This window comes from Corynebacterium macginleyi (assembly GCF_003688935.1).
Classification (GTDB): domain Bacteria; phylum Actinomycetota; class Actinomycetes; order Mycobacteriales; family Mycobacteriaceae; genus Corynebacterium; species Corynebacterium macginleyi.
Map to the genome: position 1 here is coordinate 26,372 of NZ_REGE01000001.1, position 20,472 is coordinate 46,843.

Here is a 20,472-nt window from a genome sequence, read left to right on the forward strand (position 1 = left end):
ACCGGCTAGTCTACCCGCACTACTCGCCGGCCAAAATTTCACTCACATATTGTGCAACAGCAGAGACCTTAGAGATTGTTCCCGAATAGTCCATAAACGTCGGCCCCACCACTCCAAGGCCTCCCAGCGTCGCCGCCTGTCCCCCGGTTCCAAAGCCATATCCGGCGGCAACGACGGAGGCATCGCGCAGTTGATCCTCCTCGTTTTCATCCCCAATCACAACGGAAACATGACCCAGATCCGGCACCCGTGCCAGCAATTTCAGCACGACGACTTGTTCTTCTAGAGCCTCAATAATTTTGGGCAGGCCCTCTGGAAATTCGCGTGCGACGCGGGTGAGGTTGGAAGTTCCCGCCATAATCAGGCGATCAGAAGGCTGTTCCACCAGGGTTTCAATGAGCGTTGTCGCCACCTTGAGCACGTGATGGCGGATATCCAGCGGGGCGTCATCAACGAGGCGGGCGAGCTCCGCGGGGGCATCTGTCAGCGTTTCGCCCACCAGCGCATCGTTGACGATATCCCGCAGGCGATACGTCTGGTCTTGGTTAATGACCTCATCCAGTTCCACGTTTCGCTGATCCACACGACCGTTATCCGTGATTAGCACAAGCAGCACCCGCACCGGAGATAGCGTGACCACCTCGCAATGCTTAACGCGCGAGACCTTCAAATTGGGCAGCTGCACCACGGCCGCTTGCTCGGTGACCTGGGCCAAAAGCTGCACGGAGCGGCGCAGCACATCTTCGAGGTCTACACCGCCTTCCAAGAAGTTCAGCATCGCTTTCCGCTCCGGGGTAGAAAGCGGCTTAACCTCGTGCAGAGAATCAACGAACTGCCGGTAGCCCTGCTGCGTAGGAACGCGCCCTGAGCTGGCATGCTGCTGCGAAATCAGACCCTGAGATTCCAGCACCGCCATGTCATTGCGGATAGTCGCGGAAGAAACACCCAGCCGGTAGCGCTCTACCAGCGTTTTAGAACCGACAGGTTCCTGGGAGGCAATGTAATCCGCAACGATGGCCCGCAGGACCTCCTTGCGGCGGGCATCAGTTGAGGTGGACACTTCTCAACGCTCCTATTCTCTACGGCGTTTAATAAATTCTTGAAAATTGGGGACGGTATATCGCACCTTGCCATGTTCGGGTGAATAAATCAGCCCCTTATTAATAAGGCTTGCTCGAACTGGCCCCAATTTACTGGTTTCCTTATCCAAAAATTCAGCAATATCCTTTGTTTCAGCGGATTCATCCCCGATTTCTGCCATAGCGATCAGGTATTCTCTTTCAGCAGGAGTAGCCCGGTCCCACCGAGCTTGAAAGAACCCGGAATCGAGTTGGTCGATACCCAACCGTGCTGCCTGCTGCGCATGATTAAGTGAAAATGGAGAACTCTGACCTACTCTCCAAATCTGCGAACCGAATTCTTGTAGAAAGTACGGATGCAGGCATCATTCCTAGACGGTCAATATTGTGGATTTCAAACATGCGCTCTGCGTAAGAACGCGAACGAGCCACCTTTCCTGGAAGGCTCGGCAATCCAGCCCCGATGATATAAAACGGCAGCCTATTTTGACCTGCTTCGTGTTGTGCCGAAATCAAGGCCCCGAGCATCTCTTCATCGAGGTCTTGCATTTCATCAATAAACAGCGCCACCGCTTTCTTCTCTTTCCGCAATGCTTCCGCAGTTGCAGAGACGACATCTTGTAGATCAAGTTCCAGATTTCCTGTTAAAGGAGGAAATTCTTTCGGCTCCACACCCAAATCAATCGCGCCGGCCCCTAGTGAAACATTAAAGGCCGCGACTGCTCGCGTTAATGCCGCTGCGCTATCTTTAACTTTGGCTTTCGTACGAAAACGAAGAGATGCTTTTGCCAGCCCATCCGCAATCGCTCTACGGACGCTTTCATGGCCTCGCGACCCCTGGGAGGCCTCGACTTTAACCGTCAACCAGTCGTTTTGGTCCGCACGTATTTTAAGCTGATTCAATAAAACTGTTTTCCCTACGCCCCTTAAACCAATGAGCAACATTGGGCGTCCCAAAAAATCCTTTTCCGCGCGCTTGATGAGGTTATCGAAGGCTTGTAAGCCCTTGTCTCGCCCTGTAAGGACCGTCGGCGCAAGCCCAAAACCTGGGGTGTAGGGGTTGAGTGCGTCGTCCATGCCCAAAGTCTAACAAGAATAAGCCCGAATAAGGGGTTTTGGTGGTTCAGGGGCGAATATAAGCACTTTCTGACGGCGGCTAGGACTCTTCGGCGATGAGGAGGTCGGAGATGATGCCATCAGCAAGCAGGCGCCCGGGCTTGGTCACGCGCACTCTTTGGCCAGCACGCTCGAGCAGGCCGCGGTCGATGAAACCCTCCAAGGCCGGGGCCGCGTGGGGATCGAGCCAGGATTCTGGGATTCCCTCGCGCAGGCGCAGGCCGAGCATCACCTTTTCCATATGGCGATCGGAGCCAGTTAAGATTTCGCTGTCTTTAATGGGCAGCTCCCCGTTTTCTATCGTTTGAATATAGCGATTGGGGTGCTTGACGTTGTAAAAGCGTTCATCGCCTAAGTGTGAGTGGGCGCCGGGGCCTGCGCCCCACCAATTACCATCCACCCAGTAGATGCGGTTGTGCTCGCATTCGCCGCCGGGCAGCGACCAGTTGGAAACCTCGTACCACTCGAAGCCGGCATCTTCGAGGGTGGTGGAAATCATTTCATAGCGGCGGGCCAGCACGTCTTCATCGGGGGCGGGCAGCAGTCCTTTAGTGACCTTGCGGGCCATGCGGGTGCCGTCTTCTACGATAAGAGAGTACGCGCTGACGTGGTCGACGCCGGTCTCGAGCACGCGGTCCAACGTTTCGCGGACATTATCGTCGGTTTCGGTGGGCGTGCCATAAATCATGTCGAGGTTGACGTGCTGGAATCCGGCCGCACGGGCCTCGCGCGCAGCGTCAAACGCACGCCCGGGCGTGTGGGCACGCTCGAGCACCTGGAGCACGCTGGACGAGGCGGACTGCATGCCGAGGCTGATGCGATTGAAGCCGGCATCAGCAAGCATGGCAAAGTACTCCGGCGAGGTAGATTCCGGGTTGGACTCGGTGGTGACCTCGGCGCCTGGGCTAAGCCCAAAGGTGGAGCGCACCGTGGCCAGGATGCGGCTGAGCCCCGAGCTCCCCAAAAGCGAGGGAGTACCGCCGCCAATGAAGACGGTATCCGCGGTGCGCCCCACGCGGTTGGCCGCCATCTCCAGCTCCTTGTCCAGGGCGTCGAGGTACGGGCCGGTGAGATCACGCGGGCTACCCAACTCGCCGGGGGTATAGGTATTGAAATCACAATAGCCGCAGCGCGTGGCGCAGAAGGGAACGTGGATATACAGCCCGAATGGTTCAGTCATGAATAAAACCCTAATAGGCGGGAAACAATGTGGCCGAAACGGGTGTTTAACATGTAGTATATTGCCAACTTCCCACGTATAGAAAGGTGCCTCCAGTGGAGCCTCCCAGTCGATGTCCCCGCCACCTCAAAGGTGGTGGGGAGTAACTCATGTTATCGGCTATTATGATGATCCTGGCTGGCTTTTTCGTCATTGGGTTCATCATCGTCGCGAACGCCTACTTCGTAGCACAAGAGTTCTCATTCATGTCTGTGGACCGCACCCAATTGCGATCCATGGCGGCTGAAGGTGATAAATCTGCCCAGCGCGCGCTCGACATCACCAAGCGCACTTCCTTCATGCTCTCCGGTGCGCAACTCGGCATTACCGTTACCGGCCTGCTCATCGGTTATGTGGCAGAGCCCCTGGTGGGCCAAGGCCTTGGCGTGCTGCTTGGCGGCGTGGGCATTCCCACTGGCGTATCCGTGGCTGTCGGCACCATCGCGGCATTGTTTATTTCCACCGTTGCTACGATGCTTTTCGCGGAGCTTTTCCCCAAGAACTACACCATCGCCGCGCCCATGAAAACAGCGCTGCGCTTGGCCGCGTCCACGCAGTGGTATCTGCGCATTTTCGGCTGGCTCATTCGCTTTTTCGAGTACTCCTCCAACGCGATTTTGAAGCTATTTCGCATCGAGCCGGTAGAAGACGTCGACTCATCCGCTACTGCCGATGACCTCGAATCCATTGTGGATTCCTCGCACGAAACCGGCGTGTTGGATGAGAATACCTACATGGTATTGGACCGTTTGCTCGACTTTCCCGAGCACGACGTCGAACACGCCATGATCCCCCGCTCCCGAGTGGATGTTATCGATCCGAGCACGACCTTAGGCGAAGTGCGCGAATTGATGTCTGAGAATCACACGCGCTACCCCGTCATCGATGATGCGCACAATCCCATCGGCGTAGTTCATCTTTTCGATGTCCTCGGCTCCGATCTCCCACCCGCCACCAGCGCTACCGCCATCATGCGCAATCCCTTGGTGGTTCCGGAGCTCATGCCACTTCCCGATGTCGTCGATGAGCTGCGCGAAGAAGAACAAAAGCTGGCCTGCGTCATCGATGAATACGGCGGATTCGTCGGCATCGTCACCATGGAGGACTTGGCCGAAGAGATTTTGGGTGATGTCACCGATGAACACGATATCGAAGAAACCGAAGAAATCACCGAGCAGGATGAATCCCACTGGCTGGTCGATGGCGATACGCCGATCGATGAGATAGAGCGCGCCATTGGCCACGATCTTCCAGAAGGCGATTTTGAAACCATCGCTGGCTTACTCATCGCGCACGCCGGAGCCCTACCAGAGATAGGCGAGGTCCATACCATCGCCTTGGAGGCAAAGCCGGAGGACTGGGTGGACCATGATGAAGCACCTACCCGCTCCATTCGCATACGCGTGGATGGGGTGGACCGCCACGTGCCATCTTCACTCGCCATCGAGCTTATTGAGGACTATGTTCATGCCAACGACGAAGATGAGGAGGCATAATGACCGATACGTGGTGGTTCAACCTCATCGTCACGCTGCTCATCATTGCCGCATCAGGTTTCTTCGTGGTCATCGAGTTTTCTCTGATGGGCTCGCGCCGCAACCGGCTGGAAGAAAACGCGGAATCCTCGCGCACCGCCCGCGCCGGACTGCGCTCACTCAATGAGCTCACCATCATGCTAGCGGGTGCACAGTTGGGTATTACCGCTGCCACCTTCGTGCTCGGTGCAGTAACCAAGCCGTGGGTCCATCACCTTCTGATGACTCCGCTGGAGACTCTCGGCCTACCGTTGGGCATTGCCGATGTCGCCAGCTTCATCCTCGCCTTGTTCATAGTCACCTTTCTACACTTGGTGCTGGGGGAAATGGCGCCCAAGTCCTGGGCCATCGCGCACCCCGAATCCGCCCTTCAGATCATTGCCATTCCCGCCCGCGGGTTCGTGTGGGTCTTGCGCCCGCTGCTGAAGTGGATCAATACCATGGCCAATAAATTAGTGGCCATGACGGGTGAAAAACCGGTCGAACGCGCTGGTGCCGCAGGCTACGACGCCGAAACGCTACGCACCTTGGTAGAGCACTCCCGCGAAACCGGCGCGCTTGATGATAATTCCGCCAATCAGATTTCCGAAGTCATCGAGCTGGAAAACTCCACGGTGGGTGCCATGGCGCGCGCCCACGGCTCTGAGGTGGTGCCTCTGCCTTCCGATGCCACGGTAGAACAGCTCCAGGAGCTCGTCCTGCGCAAAAATATCATGCGCGTGCTCGTCTTCCCCAAGGATTCCCGCGTGCCCCGCGTGGTGCACGTGCGCGATACCCTTTTAGCAGATCCCACTACCCCGGTCCTCGAGTTTTCCCGCGACCCGGTTTCCGTCTCTTCTGCCACCACCGTGCAAAAGACGCTTGATCATATGCGCTCCCGCAATGAGCAGCTCGTTGTCGTGGGCAAAGCGGATAAGGACAAGGCCGTGTGGATTCTTACCTGGGATGACATCATGGGCCAGCTGTGGCCGCAGATTACCGAGCAGCTGGACAAGGTCACCCCTCCCCCGGCGGTATAGCTGCATCACCGAACCAACCAGCTCGTTGGTTCGGTGCCTAATAGTTTTATAAACAAAATTCAAAAGATAAACAAGCGTACACAAGCACGGTGTTTTACATTTGAGCTATGTACAACCGGAAGAATCCGTTTACCGCCACACTTGGAGCCACGCCTCCCTACTTGGCCGGCCGCAAAGACTCCATTGAGGAGTTCGCTTATGCCTTGGACGATGGCCCCGGATCCCATGAACGCATCTCTCTCGTCGTGGGTCCACGCGGTGTAGGCAAGACGGTATTGCTCAATGCCTTCAAAGATGCCGCGTCAGATCGCGGGTGGCGCATCCTAAATGATACGGCATCTGCCGGTTTCGCAGAGCGGCTCCGTGCTGAAATTATTAATACCCTTCACCTCAACCGTGCAGCGCTAAAAGGTTTCAACCTGCATCTTTTTCAATTGGACATCGGTATGGAATGGGATCCAAGAGCACTATCCACGGAAACCTACCCCTTAAGAAAGGCCTTGAAAGACCTTCTCCATGCGCAGCGTGAACTCGACCGGATTTCCCACGGCAAGCCCACAGGGGTGCTCATTGCGTTGGATGAAATGCACCACCTGCGCAGTGATGAGGTCATTGATTTTGGTGCTACTATCCAGCATCTCGTGCGAGAAGGGGAAAATATTGCCGTAGTTATGGCAGGGATCCCATCCTCAATTAAACCGCTCTTGGCTAGCCAAGATAACTCTAACCCTGTCACTTTTCTTCGCCGTGCGAATCGCATTGAATTGGACCGAGTGGCGGATACGGACGTCCGGAAGGCACTTCAGGCCTCCGTAGAAGAAACAAAGGTTAAATGGGACCCGGATGCGCTACATTCTGCCGTGTCCGCTTGCCAGGGTTATCCCTTTATGATTCAGCTCGTTGGCCTATGGGCTTTCCGCCACCGAACCGACAATGCGATTTCGGTGGAAGCTGCGCAGGAAGGTATTTCCAAAGCACGCCGAAAGCTGGGGCAGCTGGTCCATGAGCCTGCCCTAGCAGAGCTTTCCCCCATCGATCGGACATTTCTGCTCCACATGGCTCAAGACAATGGCCCCTCATCCATGAGTGACATCACCGTCCGCCTAGGAAAAAGCCCGCAATATGCCTCCAATTACCGCCGCCGCTTGCTGGACTCGGGATTAATCGACATACCAGCCAGTGGCCAAGTAGACTTTGCCCTGCCTTACCTTCGGGATTATTTGCGCGAGCACGCCGCTAGCTTGGTCATCGATTCGCACTAACCGACCTCAGTCGCGCAACCCACCCTTAGCGCGGGTGTGGATAACTTAAGCGCGTGGCGTCACGAGAGCATCACGATTCACACTTCGTGAAGATTCAACAAGAACTCCACATCCAACGCATTTTCGGGTAGCAGGCCGCGTGTACCTCATATGTGCTCGGAATCATGAACCACGCACTAACCAACATTCCGTCCATCCGGCACAACCATCCCACCTTCTGGCGCGACCTTGCTAACGGTACCTACCTCAAGCTCGCCCCCCGCATCGCGGTGCACCGCGACCATTACCACGGTTTGAGCCTGTCCTCCCAGCTGCGCCTGCGCGCCATTGCCGCGGCCCGCAGCGCTTATACCGCTGTACTCATTTCTAAGTCCGCTGCCCGTGTCCATGGGCTATGGGTACTTGACTCCACCGAGGAAAAGGTGGAAATGGCCCTTCCCCATAACTCTTTGCCTAATAAGCACCGGCGCCATCCAGAACGCGTTTACCGCAAGACGAAATTACCCGATCCATTGCTGGTACATGGCGCCCGCACCGTTTCTCCTGCCCGCGCAGTAATCGACATCGCCCGATTCCACGGTTTTCGCGAAGGCCTCGTTGCTGCCGACTCTGCCTTGCGAACAGGCATCACGAAGAAGAAGCTCAGGCAGGAGTTCGCTCGAATGGGCAGGATACGCAATAGCGCGGTCGTGCGAGAAGTAATCCACCACAGCTGCGCCGCTTCCCCGTCTCCCTATGCCTCCTTTGCCCGGGCCCTGCTCATCCAGGCGGGTTTTCCATGGCCAATGTTTTTCGAGGTTCAGTACGCTGCCCTTCCCGGCATTACCGCAGAGCTGTGCATCAATAAGACCTATATCATCGACATCGCCGAACCGGACGATAAGCATACGGCCGGGTCCTCTTCCACAGCCATTGGGCCGGCTACCACCATTGAGCCGCCAGGCGAAGTCACGGCCACCACGATGCCAACGAAGCCGCGGGACCAAGTTGACCACTCCCGTGACAAGCGTCTGCGCGATGCCGGTTTTACCGTCATACGGATTTCTCCGCACCAATTAGTCCAGCACCCAGAACGTTTCATCTCGGAGGTTATTGCCACTATCTCTGCGCGCCAGAACGCGGTGCGCGCCCAGCGCTCCCGCCTCTAATCTTTTGTCTAAGGGGCCAGAGCCTTCGGCGGATTCGCTAAATGGAAAAATGACAATCAGACGGCCACCGAGAGAGGGAGTCTCAGTGGCCGCCACAATCCCCTTGCTTTAAGCAAGGAAGTCCAAAGAAACTATGCAGTTGTGGCCCTGCGGGCCGCCTCGCGCTTAGCGCGAACTTTTTCTACAACCGCGGCAATGCGGGCGCGTTCTTCCAGGAAGGTCGGCGGATTGTGCCCACGCATAGAGCGCACGTACGCCGGGTGCGTATCGAGCACGGTGTGCTTCCATGCTTGCACGGCGATGAGCGCGGATTCCCCGGTGCACTTATAAAGATGCGGCAGAGATACCATGTCGAGGTTGCGGGCAACGGCATCGGTTTGCGCCAGCACATATTCTACGAGCTCGTGGAGGTAATCTGCTACCGCCTGCGTGCGCTGGCGCAGCGCTTTTGCCAATTCATGCACGACGATGGGCTTGGCAATAGGAAAGCACTCATCCAATAAGCGCGGGGTGAGCTGCTCAGGCTCCTCAGCATCATTTGCACCGGAGGAAGCAGCAGAAATGGTTCCCGAACGCACCCCGGACACCAGCGCCTGGCGAAGCCCAATCAGCTCACCGACGCAGCGCCCCGAGTCCACGCGAGCATCATCGACGATATCGCCGAGTTCAGCCAGGCAATCCATGGACAGTTCCTCGTCCCAATCCTCGATTGCTTCAATGAGGTGCTCAAGGTATTCCGCGACTTCGTCGCCGATATTATAAATCTCCTGGGTGAGCTCGCGGTGACGCAGCTCGGCGGCGATCTTCTGCATAGGCTTCGAGCCACTCCTTCCGCGGTTTTCATTTCGAACCTCTAGTAGAGGTTGAGGTTTTCGGCAACGACTCATGACTCTATGCCAGATCATCCACCGCGGGAGCGCGACACTCCGAAGCCTTTCACAGGTTTATGGCAGGTTCGCGCTTACACCCGTTTTGAACTGGAAGAAGAAAAACACCCGAGGAATAAGTTCCCCGGGTGTACCCCATTGCACCTAGATCTAGCGCTTGTAGATGTGTTCAATTGCGCTGGCGTAGCGTTGGGCCACCACATTGCGCTTGACCTTCATCGTTGGTGTGAGCTCATTCTCATCCTCAGTAAGGTCACTTTCGAGAATGTAAAACTTCTTAATACCCTCCGCATGGGACACGGTTGCGTTCACCTTGTTGACGGCGTCTTGCAGCTCGGCGCGCAAGGTAGGGTCGGTAGCAATATCGCTCATGGAGCGGTTTTCGGGGATATTGTGGTCGAGTTTCCACCTTTTAAGGATATCCGGGTCCAAGGTGATTAAGGCTCCCACGAACGGTTTACCATCGCCTACCACCATAGCCTGCGAAATCAGCGGGTGACCTCGCAAAATATCCTCCATTGGGCCAGGCGAAACATTCTTGCCGCCCGCAGTGACAATCAAGTCCTTTTTCCGGCCGGTGATGGTGAGCTTGCCGTCATCATCAATTTCTCCCAAATCACCCGTGTTGTACCAGCCATCATCAAAGGCTTCCTTCGTGGCTTCGGGGGCATTCCAATACCCTTGGAAAACCATTGCGCCCTTGATGCAGACTTCGCCGTCATCATTGATTCGCAGGGTAACCCCGCCCAGCGGCGGGCCCACGGTCCCAATAGATTGATCTAAGTAATCGACTGCCGCGGCAGCAGCAGTTTCGGTCAGGCCATAACCTTCATACACCGGAATGCCAATGCCACGGAACCAGTGCAATAAATCGTGGCCCATCGCGGAACCGCCTGTAATGCAGTACTGAACATTGCCTCCCACACCCTGCCGGATAGTTGAGTACACCAGCTTGTCAAAGAGCTTGTGCTTGATTTTCAACAGGCGATCTGCACCCTCCGGCGTATCGAGTGCCTTGGAGTATTCGATGGCAATCTTTTCAGACTGCTCAAAAAGGAAGCTCTTAATGCCAGAATCCGCCGCCTTCGAGGCTGCGGAGTTGCGAACCTTTTCAAATACGCGCGGCACGCCCAAAATCACATTAGGACGAGAGCGGGCGAACTCAATGGAGATGGTAGAAAAATCGGACCAGTGGTTCTGCGAGGCACCGCGAATGGCCACGGCAATCGACACGGCACGGGAAAAGACATGGGCCAGGGGCAAAAATGTCAGGGTGTGGCTTCCTGGCACGGCGAATCCGCCGATGGGATTAGTATTTAGCGCTCTGACTTCGGAGAGCCAGTTCCGGTGCGTTAGGATGCAGCCCTTCGGGCGGCCAGTAGTTCCGGAAGTATAGACCAAGGAAGCAAGATCATCGGTGTTGGTGGCGGCAATGCGCGCAGACACCTCGTCGGTGCCAACGCTGCGACCTTCAAATTTCAAGGTATCGATGGCAGAAGAATTAATCTCTAAAACACGTCGCAGCTGCGAGGGAGATCCCTTAAGGTTTGGTTCCCCATCGTCTTGTAAGACCAGATTTTCTACCAATTCGGAATGCTCACGGGTTTCGGTAATCGCCAGCACCGCCCCGGAATCCTCAATAATCCAGCGCACCTGGGAGGCAGACGAGGAGGGGTACACCGGAACCGAAGCCGCACCAGCAGCCCAAATGGCGTAGTCCAGCAGGGACCATTCGTAGCGCGTGGCAGAAATGAGAGCAATGCGATCTCCTTGCTCCACCCCTAACGCGATTAAGCCTTGGGCTACTTCAAAGACCTCATTAATAAATTCTTTTCCGGTGACATTCACCCATTCATAATTGGCCGGGCGAGTAAACATCACGCCATGCGGGCGCTTTTTCGCGGTATCCATCAGGGCGGTGAGGCAGGTCTCCCCAGGCTCAATGTTAAAATCAGCCGGAGTATGCACTTGTTGCAGGGTCACGCGATATCCTTTCGCACAGCTAATAATAATCCGTGCCCACTGTACCAACCGATTTGCTTATCGACCCGTTTTACCCACGATCGAAGCTGTAATTGCTCAGTGGCTATGGCACCAGAGTGCCCCTGGTATTACTGTTTCCCACTAGCCCACACTAGGGCCATAGGCTACCTATGAGTGCACCGATGAGAACTAGCGCAATAATGAACCACAGCGCGAGCGATACCCGGGATTTGGGGAGGGAACGTTTGCGGCGAACAGGCTGAAAGGTGCCGACAACTGGTGTAGATCTAGCGCGCTTTTCTCTTTCACGCTCTGGATCCCACAATCCTTCGCGCGGATCTCCCGGTTGGATCTCATCCGCGCTGGCGCTGGGGACGTCGCCGCCCGCTGTGTTATCGTCCGCGCCCTCCGAATGTTGTTCAGCCATGGTTTTTTACTGTAGTGCCGCGGTTGCGAAACTGAGAAATTAGGGCGGCACTGCGGTCCACAGCCCACATCAGGCACCAGGCCAACCCAATCATGATAGGAACCACGATGATGACCATGACGATCATCTGAACCCACACGGGCGCCTGCACCAAAAACTGCGAAGATACGCTGCCCACGTCAGTCAACCACTCCATGGGTCCTTATATTACTGCCCCACGGTAATCTGGCAGGTATGTCGAGCGCACAGATACCCGTTACCATTGTCACCCCATCTGGACGCATCACCGGCGTTCGCCGCGATGGCCTCTCCTACTTTCATTCACTGCGCTTTTGCGATATCCCTAGCGTCTTCTCCCCGGCGCGACCGCTGGATCGAACCCTCGACCAGGATGGGCGCACACCGCAGCCAGATGAGGTAGCACTAAGTATCACCGCCCCCGATAACGCGGCAGACTGCCCCGTGGTGGTCTATATCCACGGGGGAAGCTTCGAAAGCGGCACGCATGAGGATGACCGGGTACCAGGCACGGTGACGGCGCGAAAGGGCATCATCCATGTGCGGGTGGGTTATCGCGTGGGCCTAGCAGGTTTTGCTCGCTTTGCTGATGATGAAGCGGATCGCTACCGCGGCATCGATGACTGCGTGCTGGCTTTGGAGTGGTTGCACGACAATATCGAATCCTTCGGCGGAGATAAAACGAATATCACGTTGGTCGGCCAATCAGCCGGTGCTGCGATTAGCCTCTGGCTTGCCCGGCGCGATCACTATCGCGGTGCTTTCCGCCGCGTCCTCGCCCTATCGCCTGCCTACCCGCGCGATACCTTTGAACACCGCGTAGCGGGATTACGCAGCTGCCTTTCAGTTCCTATCGAACGCAGTGCCCTAGAATCGCTTTCGCCCGAAGCATTGGAAAAGGGATACACAAAGTTCCGCAAGAAGCACCGCTATGACTTGGCACTCGGACCGGCACCGATGCAAGCATCCGAGTTGGCGGATATCCCCATCGTGGTGAGCTCCACCCGGGATGAGTTTTATGATCTTCCGGCCGCCAAGCGCATCGATAATATGGCTTTTGGCAAAGTTATTTGCAATTATCTTTCCCAGCACTTTGGCTTCCCACACGGACGCTACGCGCAATGGCGCCAGCTCGCGCAGTACGTGGACCCGGACCGCCTGATGGGCCGGATGATCGGCGATTCCCTCGTTCGCCGTTGGACGGCACAGGTGGCTTCCGGGGCCCCGGGTCCTACCTGGATGATGGAATTTACGAGGAAACTCCAGCCGGCTGTGCACTGCGATGAGCTCTACCCGCTGTTTGGCACAGACTGCGAGCTGAACGAGTGGCTCTGTCACTTCGCCACCACCGGTGAGCCGGGCTTCCCCCGCTACGGCAGTGACCACCTTGTCCTCGAATTTGATTTAGATACCGAGGATCAGCGCATCACCTATGCCACCCTGGACTACGTGGCGGCGGCTTTTTATGAGGAATACTAACTCGGCCAGCTAGTGCGCCTGGGACTGAAGCGCCGCGCGTAACTCGGGTTCCGCCAGTTCCTCACACATCCACGGGCTAAATACTGCCGGTAGTGAATCAGCCGCTGCGATGAGGTTGGCGGGATAGACCCATTCCCAGGTGTCGACCTCATCCGGGTGCGGCTGCCACTGTGCTTGGGAATCAAGCTCTACGCAGTAGACGGGGCAGATTTCATTTTCCACCAAGCCGGAAGAATCCACCGCACGATAGGAAAAATCCGGCAGCACCACGCGCAGGTTGGACAGGGCGTTCGCGGGGATGCCTAATTCGAATTCAGCCCGGCGAATTACGGCATCAGTAGTCGATTCTCCAGGGCCAGGATGTCCACAGAAAGAATTAGTCCACACGCCGGGCCAGGTTTGCTTGCCCAGTGCGCGGCGGGTGATAAGCACCTTTCCTTGGCACGTAACCCACGCGGAAAAGGCAAAGTGCAAGGCGGTAGCCGTGGTATGAACCTCGGATTTTAGAGCAGTTCCAATAGCCGTTCCATCGGCACCCGCTAGGACTACCCGTTCCGTCATAGGTTCAAGTCACCGACCCAAGTGACGTTTCCAATATGCAGGCGGGCATTCCACAAGTTTCCCGGCGCGACATCGTAACGGTATTGCAGGTTGACCGAGGCGCCAGCCCCCAATGGGTGATCAAGTCCCGGCGGTTCCACGCCGGACCCAGAATTCTCACTATAGGGCAAGGCTTTTACCTTAGACCAGCCGCCATTGCCGTCGGCGCGCTCAAGGACGGGATCATCGAAAGCGTCGGTAGGTAGGGCCATTTCGTTTTCATTCTTGAGCAGAATGGTCACCACGGAGCCGCCGGAATTATAATCCGTATACACCCCCTGCAGCTCCCAGCTGACACCAAGGCCGTCATCCTTCACTGGGCTTGCCAGGTTAGAAGTAACTTCCTTATCGTCTATGTCTTTCGCTTGATAAGGCGATTCTTCCGAGCTAGAGACGGTGATATTGTCCCCCAACCCGGTCTCTTCCGGCTGGAGAATGCTGCATCCGGCCAGGGTCACGGCGAGAAGGCTGACCGCGCCTGCGCCTAAAGTGTGAGAAATTTTCACCGTGGATGGATCCTTTGCACGCGAGGATAACTTTTATTTCTGCACAAATACTTTAGCCGAAATCCCGCCCAAGGTTCGTATCAGGGCTGCGCGCCGTGGCGTGTGGCATACTGGTTCGTCTCTTTTAGCTTCCCTCTCCACGCGTCTTCGAATCGAGCACCTCTCCATGAAATCCCTGCTACGCATTACCCGCAGCACCTCTGCCCTATGGCCCTACTACCTCGGTGTCTTGCTCGCAGCGATGGTCACCGCCATCCTTGCGCTCATTTCCCCTTTCCTCACCAGGGAAGCCACCGACATCGTCGTGGCGGCTCTTCACACAAACGAGTCGCTTGGCGATGCCCTACGTTCCGTCCTTTTCTTAGCCCTCGCCCTGTTCCTGGCAGATGCCGCCAACGCTTTATTCCGCAATGTCGGCAGCTATATCGGCGATGTCATGGTCTCGCGCCTACGCCAAATTTTATCCAACCGCTATTTTGCTAAGCTCCTGGCGCTGCCACAGGGCTTTTACGACAACCAGGTCACCGGCACCATCATTGCCCGGCTGGATCGCTCCATTGCGAATATCACGCAATTTATCCAGTCCTTTGCCAATAACTTTTTTACGATGATCCTCCAAACCATCGCAGTCTTGGCCATTACCGCCTGGTACTACTGGCCGCTGGCAATCCTATTGGCACTGCTGTTCCCCATTTATATGTGGCTGACCGCGCTGACCTCGAAGCGCTGGCAAAAATTTGAGGCGATTAAAAACGATAACATCGACCAGGCCAATGGCCGGTTTGCTGAGGTCATAGGCCAGGTCAAGGTCACTAAATCCTTCGTCGCCGAATCCCGCGAGCTGGATCATTTTGCCCAGCGCTATGGCACCGTAGTCGATACCACGCGGCCACAGTCCCGCTGGTGGCACGTGATGGATTCCCTCCGCGGTGTCGCCATGGCCGCTATCTTTTTGGGTCTTTACGCAGTTATTTTTTGGCGCACTCTCGAAGGCCATTTCTCCATCGGCGATATGGTCATGCTCTTGCAGATGGTCACCATGGCCAAACAACCCGTATTCATGATGAGCTGGATGATAGACACGGCTCAGCGCGCCATCGCTGGCTCGCGCGACTACTTCACGGTCATGGCAGAAGACCTAGAGCCCACCGCCCCGCGCGAGCTGGTCGCCGCTATCACGGGTTCCGGTACCCCCGAGCTAAATCTCAGCCCCACCCGCCCATTGAAGCCCATACCCGGCGCGCCGGTCTTTGCCTTCGATAACGTCACTTTTGCCTATGAGGAAGGAAAGCCAGTCGTTGCACATATCTCCTTTAGCGCGCACGAGGGGCAGAAGGTAGCTCTTGTGGGTGAATCGGGCGGCGGTAAATCCACCCTGGTTAACTTACTGCTGGGCCTCTATCATCCCTCGGCCGGCCACCTCGATGTATTGGGCTACCGTATCGATGACCTGACCGCTTCCCGCTTACGCGCGTCCGTCGGTGTGGTCTTCCAGGAGTCCTACCTTTTTCGGGTACCATCCGCGATAATATTGCCTATGGCAAGCCCGGGGCCGCCGAGGAAGAAATTGTGGCCGCCGCCAAGCGCGCCAATGCCCATGATTTCATTGAGTCCTTCCCGGATGGCTATGACACGGTCATCGGCGAGCGCGGGCTGAAGCTTTCCGGCGGACAGAAGCAGCGTATCTCCGTCGCGCGCGCCATGCTCAAGGACGCACCCATCCTGGTACTGGATGAGGCGACGTCTGCTCTTGATACCAAGGCCGAACGCGCTGTCCAAGCCGGCCTCGATGAGCTAATGAAGGGCCGGACCACGCTCATTATCGCGCACCGCCTATCCACCATCGCGGATGTCGATACCGTCATTACCCTCAAGGCGGGGCGGATTGATGAAATGGGCTCGCCTGCCGAGCTCGCACAGACCGGCGGCCTGTACGGCGAACTACTTAGACTTACCCAATCCAGCTCCGCCTCGGACCGCCGACGGCTCAAAAAGTACGGCTTTGTCACCGGCGCGAATTCGTACAGCAAGCACGAAGAAGCAAGCGAATAAATCCACTGGGACTACTGTGCTTAAAGCGTTAAGCTTGTGTGCATGCAGTTTCCTAGCCTAGACGAGTTGCACGCCCGCGGTACCCGCAAGTGGACCGTGTTTGATGAAGACGTCCTCCCGCTGTGGATCGCGGAGTCCGATTTCCCCACCGCCCCCGCCGTCAAACAGGCGCTGCAGGAGATGGTGGACAATGAAACCTTCGGCTATACCCCCTCCCCCAAGGCCTCGGGGCTGCCCGAGGCGGTCGCCGATTTCTATGCGGAGCGCTATGCCTGGCGCCCTGCTGCCGATCGCATCTTTTGGATAGGCGATGTCGTCCGCGGCCTCTTGCTCGGCGTGCAGTATTTTACCCGCGATAATTCTCCGGTGATCGTACCGGTTCCCTCCTACCCACCGCTACTGGAGCTCCCCCGCACGGCCGGGCGCGAAAAGTTCGAGACCAGCCTCGAGCTCGATGAGATCGAACAGGCCTTCCGCGACGGTGCCGGTTCGATTCTCTTGGCCAATCCCTATAACCCGCATGGCCACGTCTTTTCAGAAGACTATCTCCGCAGGCTGGTCGAATTGGCGGAGAAATACGATGCCCGTATCTTAGCCGATGAGATCCATGCCCCACTGGTGTATGAAGGAAAGCACATCCCGGTGGCATCACTTGGTGAGGAAGCCGCGCAGCGCACCATCACCGTTACCGCCACCTCTAAAGCTTTTAATACCGCAGGCCTAAAATGCGCACAGATCATCTTTTCTAATGCCGCCGATGCTCAGAAGTGGAATGGGCTAACCGGCGTCGCCAAAGACGGCACCGGCACCTTGGGCGTGCTTGCCGCCGAGGCCGCCTACCGCCACGGCGGAGACTTCCTGGACAAGGAAATTGCGTACCTGCACGAGACCCGCGACTGGCTAGTGAAAGAACTGCCACAGCGCATTCCCGGGCTGAAGACCTCGCGACCGCAGGCCACCTACCTGCTATGGCTGGACTTTTCGAATACCGCCATCGCTGGCAATCCGCAACCGGCCAAGTGGCTGCGCGATAACGCCCGCGTTGCCCTCAACGAGGGCGATACCTTTGGTACCGGCGGATCCGGCCACGCGCGGTTAAACTTCGCCACCTCCCGCGAAATCCTCAGTGAAGCCCTCGACCGCATGCAGAAGGCCTTCGCCGAGCTCGATTAGGTCTGGACCGATTTTTTCTCCCTCGCCCCATCGCATACGCGGTGGGGCTTTTATTACATTTCCAGCATGCTTTGATTTCTCAGTAGGTGGGCAGTAGTATCTCATTACACGAATAGTCCCTATAGGACTACAGAATTCATGTTCTCGCCCGCGCCTCTGCCACCAGGGCTCCGGCGCGGCTGAGGGTTTTAGTACGCACTATTTAAGGAGCCGCGATGGCTACCCCCACTGCCTCAGGCACCCCCCAGAGCAAGGCGACCGTTGTCATTGCCTCGCTCATGCTCTTTTCGATGTTCTTCGGCGCCGGCAATCTTATTTTCCCACCGATGGTGGGCGTTTCCGCCGGCACCAACTTCTGGCCCGCAGTGTTGGGCTTCCTCGCCGCCGGCGTTATCTTGCCCGTCCTCGCCATCATAGCGGTCGCTATCTCGGGCCGCTCCGTGCGCGACTTAGGCGCTAATGGCGGCGCTATCTTCGGCGTGCTCTTTTCCGCCATGGCCTACCTATCCATCGGCGCTTTCTACGCGCTACCGCGTACCGGCGCGGTATCCATGGAAACAGCCATCACTCCCCTTTTAGGTTGGGAAGGCACCATCGCCAGCGGTGTATTCAATACGGTCTTCTTCCTCGTCGCGCTAGGCCTGGCGTGGAAGCCCAATTCCATCATCGATACGCTGGGCAAATTCCTCACCCCGGCGCTGGTTGCACTGCTGGTCGTCCTCATTATTCTTGCCGCGCTGAATAACCCGCGCGATCCCCAGATGCCCACCGAGGAATACACCTCTGCTCCCATGGTCACTGGCCTTTTCGAAGGCTACAACACCATGGATGCCATCGCCGGCCTGGCCTTTTCCATCGTCATCGTCGGTTCCCTGCGCTCCAAGGGCTTTAAAACCCACAACTCCCTGGTCAAGGGCACCATCACTGCAGCGCTAGTCGCCGGTGGCCTGCTGGCCGCCATCTACCTCGGGCTAGCCTGGGTGGGCCAAACTTTGCCCGATGGCCAGTCCTATGAATCCGGTGCGCCGCTCCTTGCCGAGGCCGCAAATCTCACCATGGGCACCTTTGGCCAAGCCCTCTTCTCCACCATCGTCGTCCTCGCCTGCCTGACCACCGCGGTGGGCCTTATCACCGCCACCTCCGCATTCTTCGAGATGCTAGTACCAAAAACGAGCTACCACCTGTGGGCTTGCACCTTCACCGCGATGTCCATCCTCTTTGCCTTCCAAGGGCTCGATACCGTGCTGTCCATCGCGGTGCCGTTTATCATCTTCTTGTACCCACCAGCTATCTCCCTCATTCTGCTTACACTTATCCAGGCGGTGGTCAAACAGTCCGTCGTGTTCTACTGGACTTACCGCCTGGCCCTGTGGACATCAGTTATTTGGTCCGCCCTGACCGTCATTTCCGCCCAGGGTTGGGGTACCGGCGCCCTGGAACCCGTCTTATCGCTGGCACCGGGCCAAGCAGTGGATTTGGGCTGGATTATGCCTACCATCATCGCTGCAGTCATTGGGCTAATAGTCGATGTCTCCACCAAGACCGACCAGAAACACTCCAACTCCGTGACCGCGGCGGCCGATGCTGATGGCGATGTCGTCGTCGACTCCCCACTCGATGCCGCAGCATCGCCAAAGAACTAAGCTCCTTTTCCCCACCCCGCCGCGGGCCCGCCTTCTGTGGGTCACACGGTGGGGTTTTCGTCTGCGACCGGGCAGGCGCGCCAACGCGCGTGGTTCTCAGGCGCGCGCGAGATAATCGCGGATAAATACGGAATAGTGCCACCCTGCGTACCGTTGCACTACAAGAACTATCTCCGCGAGAAATGGATTACTTTCCCATGACTTATCACGCGCCACTTTCCGTATTGGATTTTTGCACCATCTATGACGGTGAAACCCCTGCCCAATCCATTAACCGGTCGGTGGAATTGGCCCAAGAAGCCGAAAAACTGGGGTATTCCCGCATGTGGTACACCGAACACCACAATATGAAATCCATTATGTCCTCTGCGCCTGCCGTCCTCATCGCGCACATTGGTGCCAAAACGCAGCGCATACGGTTGGGCTCCGGCGGCGTGATGCTGCCCAACCACTCGCCCTACGTCATCGCCGAGCAATTCGGCACCCTCGAGGAGATGTACCCGGATCGCATCGACCTAGGTGTCGGCCGTGCCCCCGGCACGGACATGAATACCTTAGGCCGGGCGCTGCGCCGCGATGGTCAATCCGCCGAGCGCTTTCCAGAAGATGTCCAAGAGCTCAAAGCTTATCTGGAGGGCAAGAGCTATATCCCCGGGGTCAGCGCGGTTCCCGGCGCGAATACGAACGTTCCCATCTATATTCTGGGCTCATCCATGTTCGGTGCTTCGCTAGCGGCAAAACTTGGCCAGCCATACGCCTTTGCTTCCCACTTCGCCCCGCAGCACCTCGAGGAGGCTACCACCTACTACCGGGAAAACTTCCAGCCTTCTGAACGGTTTACCAAGCCGTATGTCATCGCCGGAGTAAATGTCACGGCCGCTGATACCATGCACGAGGCGGAAGCCGAATACGAGCGCGTGTGCTTCAACCGCGTCAAGGCTTTCGCTGGCCGTGGCAAGTTCTTGACCGATGAGCAGGTAGAGCAAATCATCGCGTCCTACCAAGGCCAGCAAATCTTGGATATGCTGCGCTACTCTGCGGTCGGCACCACCCAGGAAGTCACCGCATACTTGGAGAAGTTTCAAGAGCACGCCAAGGCAGATGAGCTCATGATTTCTCTGCAGTCGAGTTCGCACGAGAATGTCATCCAGAATATGCGCGTGTTGGCCAAGGGCTGGCAGCTCGATTCGGCCAATGTGGCTGGTACCACGCGCTAAACCGCACTGTATCCAGCGGTCTAGCGCCGCCGCGCTGACCGCTCAGCGCCCCCCTAATTCGCCCTGGGAACTGCCGCCGAGATTGCCCTAATTCATGGCAAATGCGTCT

Annotated in this window: 18 protein-coding genes and 1 pseudogene; 9 read left to right on the forward strand and 10 right to left on the reverse strand. The window is 57.0% G+C overall.

Annotated features, from left to right (window positions below; genetic code table 11):
- Nucleotides 1-19: 19 nt before the first annotated feature.
- The 4 genes from hrcA to hemW all read right to left on the reverse strand — a co-directional run bounded on the left by hrcA (nt 20) and on the right by hemW (nt 3,375).
- Entirely contained in the window at nt 20-1,060 is a 1,041-nt protein-coding gene (gene hrcA / locus D9V82_RS00160) for a heat-inducible transcriptional repressor HrcA (protein WP_121910408.1), read from the reverse strand.
- 12 nt (nt 1,061-1,072) lie between these two features.
- The gene (locus D9V82_RS12490; protein WP_234456848.1) at nt 1,073-1,345 is read right to left on the reverse strand and encodes a hypothetical protein; all 273 of its coding nucleotides are present in this window, start codon (nt 1,343-1,345) and stop codon (nt 1,073-1,075) included.
- A gap of 22 nt (nt 1,346-1,367) precedes the next feature.
- The gene (locus tag D9V82_RS00165; RefSeq protein WP_234456849.1) at nt 1,368-2,156 is read right to left on the reverse strand and encodes an ATP-binding protein; all 789 of its coding nucleotides are present in this window, start codon (nt 2,154-2,156) and stop codon (nt 1,368-1,370) included.
- Between the two features lie 79 nt (nt 2,157-2,235).
- On the reverse strand, nt 2,236-3,375 hold the full coding sequence (hemW, locus tag D9V82_RS00170) for a radical SAM family heme chaperone HemW (RefSeq protein WP_121910409.1): 1,140 nt from the start codon (nt 3,373-3,375) through the stop codon (nt 2,236-2,238).
- Nucleotides 3,376-3,524: 149 nt separating this feature from the next.
- Here hemW and D9V82_RS00175 point away from each other — a divergent pair, with 149 nt between their 5' ends.
- From D9V82_RS00175 to D9V82_RS00190, 4 genes are all read left to right on the forward strand, one after another.
- A complete protein-coding gene (locus D9V82_RS00175) occupies nt 3,525-4,910 on the forward strand; it encodes a hemolysin family protein (protein ID WP_121910410.1) in 1,386 nt (461 codons plus the stop codon).
- Nucleotides 4,910-5,968: a CNNM domain-containing protein gene (locus D9V82_RS00180; RefSeq protein WP_121910411.1), complete on the forward strand. Its 1,059-nt coding sequence runs from the start codon at nt 4,910-4,912 to the stop codon at nt 5,966-5,968. Before D9V82_RS00175 ends, D9V82_RS00180 begins: the two co-directional genes overlap by 1 nt.
- Nucleotides 5,969-6,075: 107 nt before the next feature.
- Nucleotides 6,076-7,230 (forward strand): ATP-binding protein, encoded by a 1,155-nt coding sequence (locus tag D9V82_RS00185; RefSeq protein ID WP_121910412.1) that lies wholly within the window; start codon nt 6,076-6,078, stop codon nt 7,228-7,230.
- 164 nt (nt 7,231-7,394) lie between these two features.
- Nucleotides 7,395-8,378, forward strand: coding sequence for a hypothetical protein (locus D9V82_RS00190; protein ID WP_121910413.1), 984 nt, complete (start codon nt 7,395-7,397; stop codon nt 8,376-8,378).
- Nucleotides 8,379-8,509: 131 nt separating this feature from the next.
- Here the strand turns inward: D9V82_RS00190 and D9V82_RS00195 are convergent, their stop codons facing one another.
- From D9V82_RS00195 to D9V82_RS00210, 4 genes are all read right to left on the reverse strand, one after another.
- On the reverse strand, nt 8,510-9,190 hold the full coding sequence (locus D9V82_RS00195; protein WP_121910414.1) for a hypothetical protein: 681 nt from the start codon (nt 9,188-9,190) through the stop codon (nt 8,510-8,512).
- Nucleotides 9,191-9,415: 225 nt separating this feature from the next.
- Nucleotides 9,416-11,248, reverse strand: a complete 1,833-nt coding sequence (locus tag D9V82_RS00200; protein WP_121910415.1) for an AMP-dependent synthetase/ligase — start codon at nt 11,246-11,248, stop codon at nt 9,416-9,418.
- A 151-nt stretch (nt 11,249-11,399) separates the two neighbouring features.
- Nucleotides 11,400-11,675, reverse strand: coding sequence for a hypothetical protein (locus D9V82_RS00205; RefSeq protein WP_121910416.1), 276 nt, complete (start codon nt 11,673-11,675; stop codon nt 11,400-11,402).
- Entirely contained in the window at nt 11,668-11,871 is a 204-nt protein-coding gene (locus D9V82_RS00210; protein WP_121910417.1) for a hypothetical protein, read from the reverse strand. Before D9V82_RS00210 ends, D9V82_RS00205 begins: the two co-directional genes overlap by 8 nt.
- Before the next feature lie 38 nt (nt 11,872-11,909).
- On the opposite strand from D9V82_RS00210, the gene D9V82_RS00215 reads away from it, so the two are divergent.
- Nucleotides 11,910-13,172, forward strand: a complete 1,263-nt coding sequence (locus D9V82_RS00215; protein ID WP_121910418.1) for a carboxylesterase family protein — start codon at nt 11,910-11,912, stop codon at nt 13,170-13,172.
- Between the two features lie 9 nt (nt 13,173-13,181).
- Here the strand turns inward: D9V82_RS00215 and idi are convergent, their stop codons facing one another.
- Nucleotides 13,182-13,733, reverse strand: coding sequence for an isopentenyl-diphosphate Delta-isomerase (idi, locus tag D9V82_RS00220; protein WP_121910419.1), 552 nt, complete (start codon nt 13,731-13,733; stop codon nt 13,182-13,184).
- Complete coding sequence (locus D9V82_RS00225; protein ID WP_121910420.1) at nt 13,730-14,278, reverse strand: hypothetical protein; 549 nt, start codon at nt 14,276-14,278, stop codon at nt 13,730-13,732. The genes idi and D9V82_RS00225 overlap by 4 nt, the downstream gene beginning before the upstream one ends.
- Nucleotides 14,279-14,444: 166 nt before the next feature.
- Between D9V82_RS00225 and D9V82_RS00230 the strand changes: the two are divergent.
- From D9V82_RS00230 to D9V82_RS00245, 4 genes and pseudogenes are all read left to right on the forward strand, one after another.
- A pseudogene (locus D9V82_RS00230) lies at nt 14,445-16,330 on the forward strand (ABC transporter ATP-binding protein).
- Between the two features lie 42 nt (nt 16,331-16,372).
- On the forward strand, nt 16,373-17,503 hold the full coding sequence (locus D9V82_RS00235) for a MalY/PatB family protein (RefSeq protein WP_121910421.1): 1,131 nt from the start codon (nt 16,373-16,375) through the stop codon (nt 17,501-17,503).
- Nucleotides 17,504-17,718: 215 nt separating this feature from the next.
- Nucleotides 17,719-19,146, forward strand: coding sequence for a branched-chain amino acid transport system II carrier protein (gene brnQ, locus D9V82_RS00240; RefSeq protein WP_121910422.1), 1,428 nt, complete (start codon nt 17,719-17,721; stop codon nt 19,144-19,146).
- A 197-nt stretch (nt 19,147-19,343) separates the two neighbouring features.
- Nucleotides 19,344-20,363 (forward strand): LLM class flavin-dependent oxidoreductase, encoded by a 1,020-nt coding sequence (locus tag D9V82_RS00245; protein ID WP_121910423.1) that lies wholly within the window; start codon nt 19,344-19,346, stop codon nt 20,361-20,363.
- Nucleotides 20,364-20,472: the final 109 nt, after the last annotated feature.

Bases quoted from the DNA above. Each gene is read 5' to 3' on its own strand.
- D9V82_RS00180 (WP_121910411.1), top strand. From the start codon at position 4,910: ATGACCGATACGTGGTGGTTCAACCTCATCGTCACGCTGCTCATCATT.
- D9V82_RS00215 (WP_121910418.1), top strand. From the start codon at position 11,910: ATGTCGAGCGCACAGATACCCGTTACCATTGTCACCCCATCTGGACGC.
- D9V82_RS00245 (WP_121910423.1), top strand. From the start codon at position 19,344: ATGACTTATCACGCGCCACTTTCCGTATTGGATTTTTGCACCATCTAT.
- D9V82_RS00165 (WP_234456849.1), bottom strand. From the start codon at position 2,156: ATGGACGACGCACTCAACCCCTACACCCCAGGTTTTGGGCTTGCGCCG.
- D9V82_RS00235 (WP_121910421.1), top strand. From the start codon at position 16,373: ATGCAGTTTCCTAGCCTAGACGAGTTGCACGCCCGCGGTACCCGCAAG.
- D9V82_RS00190 (WP_121910413.1), top strand. From the start codon at position 7,395: ATGAACCACGCACTAACCAACATTCCGTCCATCCGGCACAACCATCCC.
- brnQ (WP_121910422.1), top strand. From the start codon at position 17,719: ATGGCTACCCCCACTGCCTCAGGCACCCCCCAGAGCAAGGCGACCGTT.
- D9V82_RS00195 (WP_121910414.1), bottom strand. From the start codon at position 9,190: ATGCAGAAGATCGCCGCCGAGCTGCGTCACCGCGAGCTCACCCAGGAG.
- idi (WP_121910419.1), bottom strand. From the start codon at position 13,733: ATGACGGAACGGGTAGTCCTAGCGGGTGCCGATGGAACGGCTATTGGA.
- hemW (WP_121910409.1), bottom strand. From the start codon at position 3,375: ATGACTGAACCATTCGGGCTGTATATCCACGTTCCCTTCTGCGCCACG.
- D9V82_RS00175 (WP_121910410.1), top strand. From the start codon at position 3,525: ATGTTATCGGCTATTATGATGATCCTGGCTGGCTTTTTCGTCATTGGG.
- D9V82_RS00185 (WP_121910412.1), top strand. From the start codon at position 6,076: ATGTACAACCGGAAGAATCCGTTTACCGCCACACTTGGAGCCACGCCT.
- D9V82_RS00205 (WP_121910416.1), bottom strand. From the start codon at position 11,675: ATGGCTGAACAACATTCGGAGGGCGCGGACGATAACACAGCGGGCGGC.
- D9V82_RS00210 (WP_121910417.1), bottom strand. From the start codon at position 11,871: ATGGAGTGGTTGACTGACGTGGGCAGCGTATCTTCGCAGTTTTTGGTG.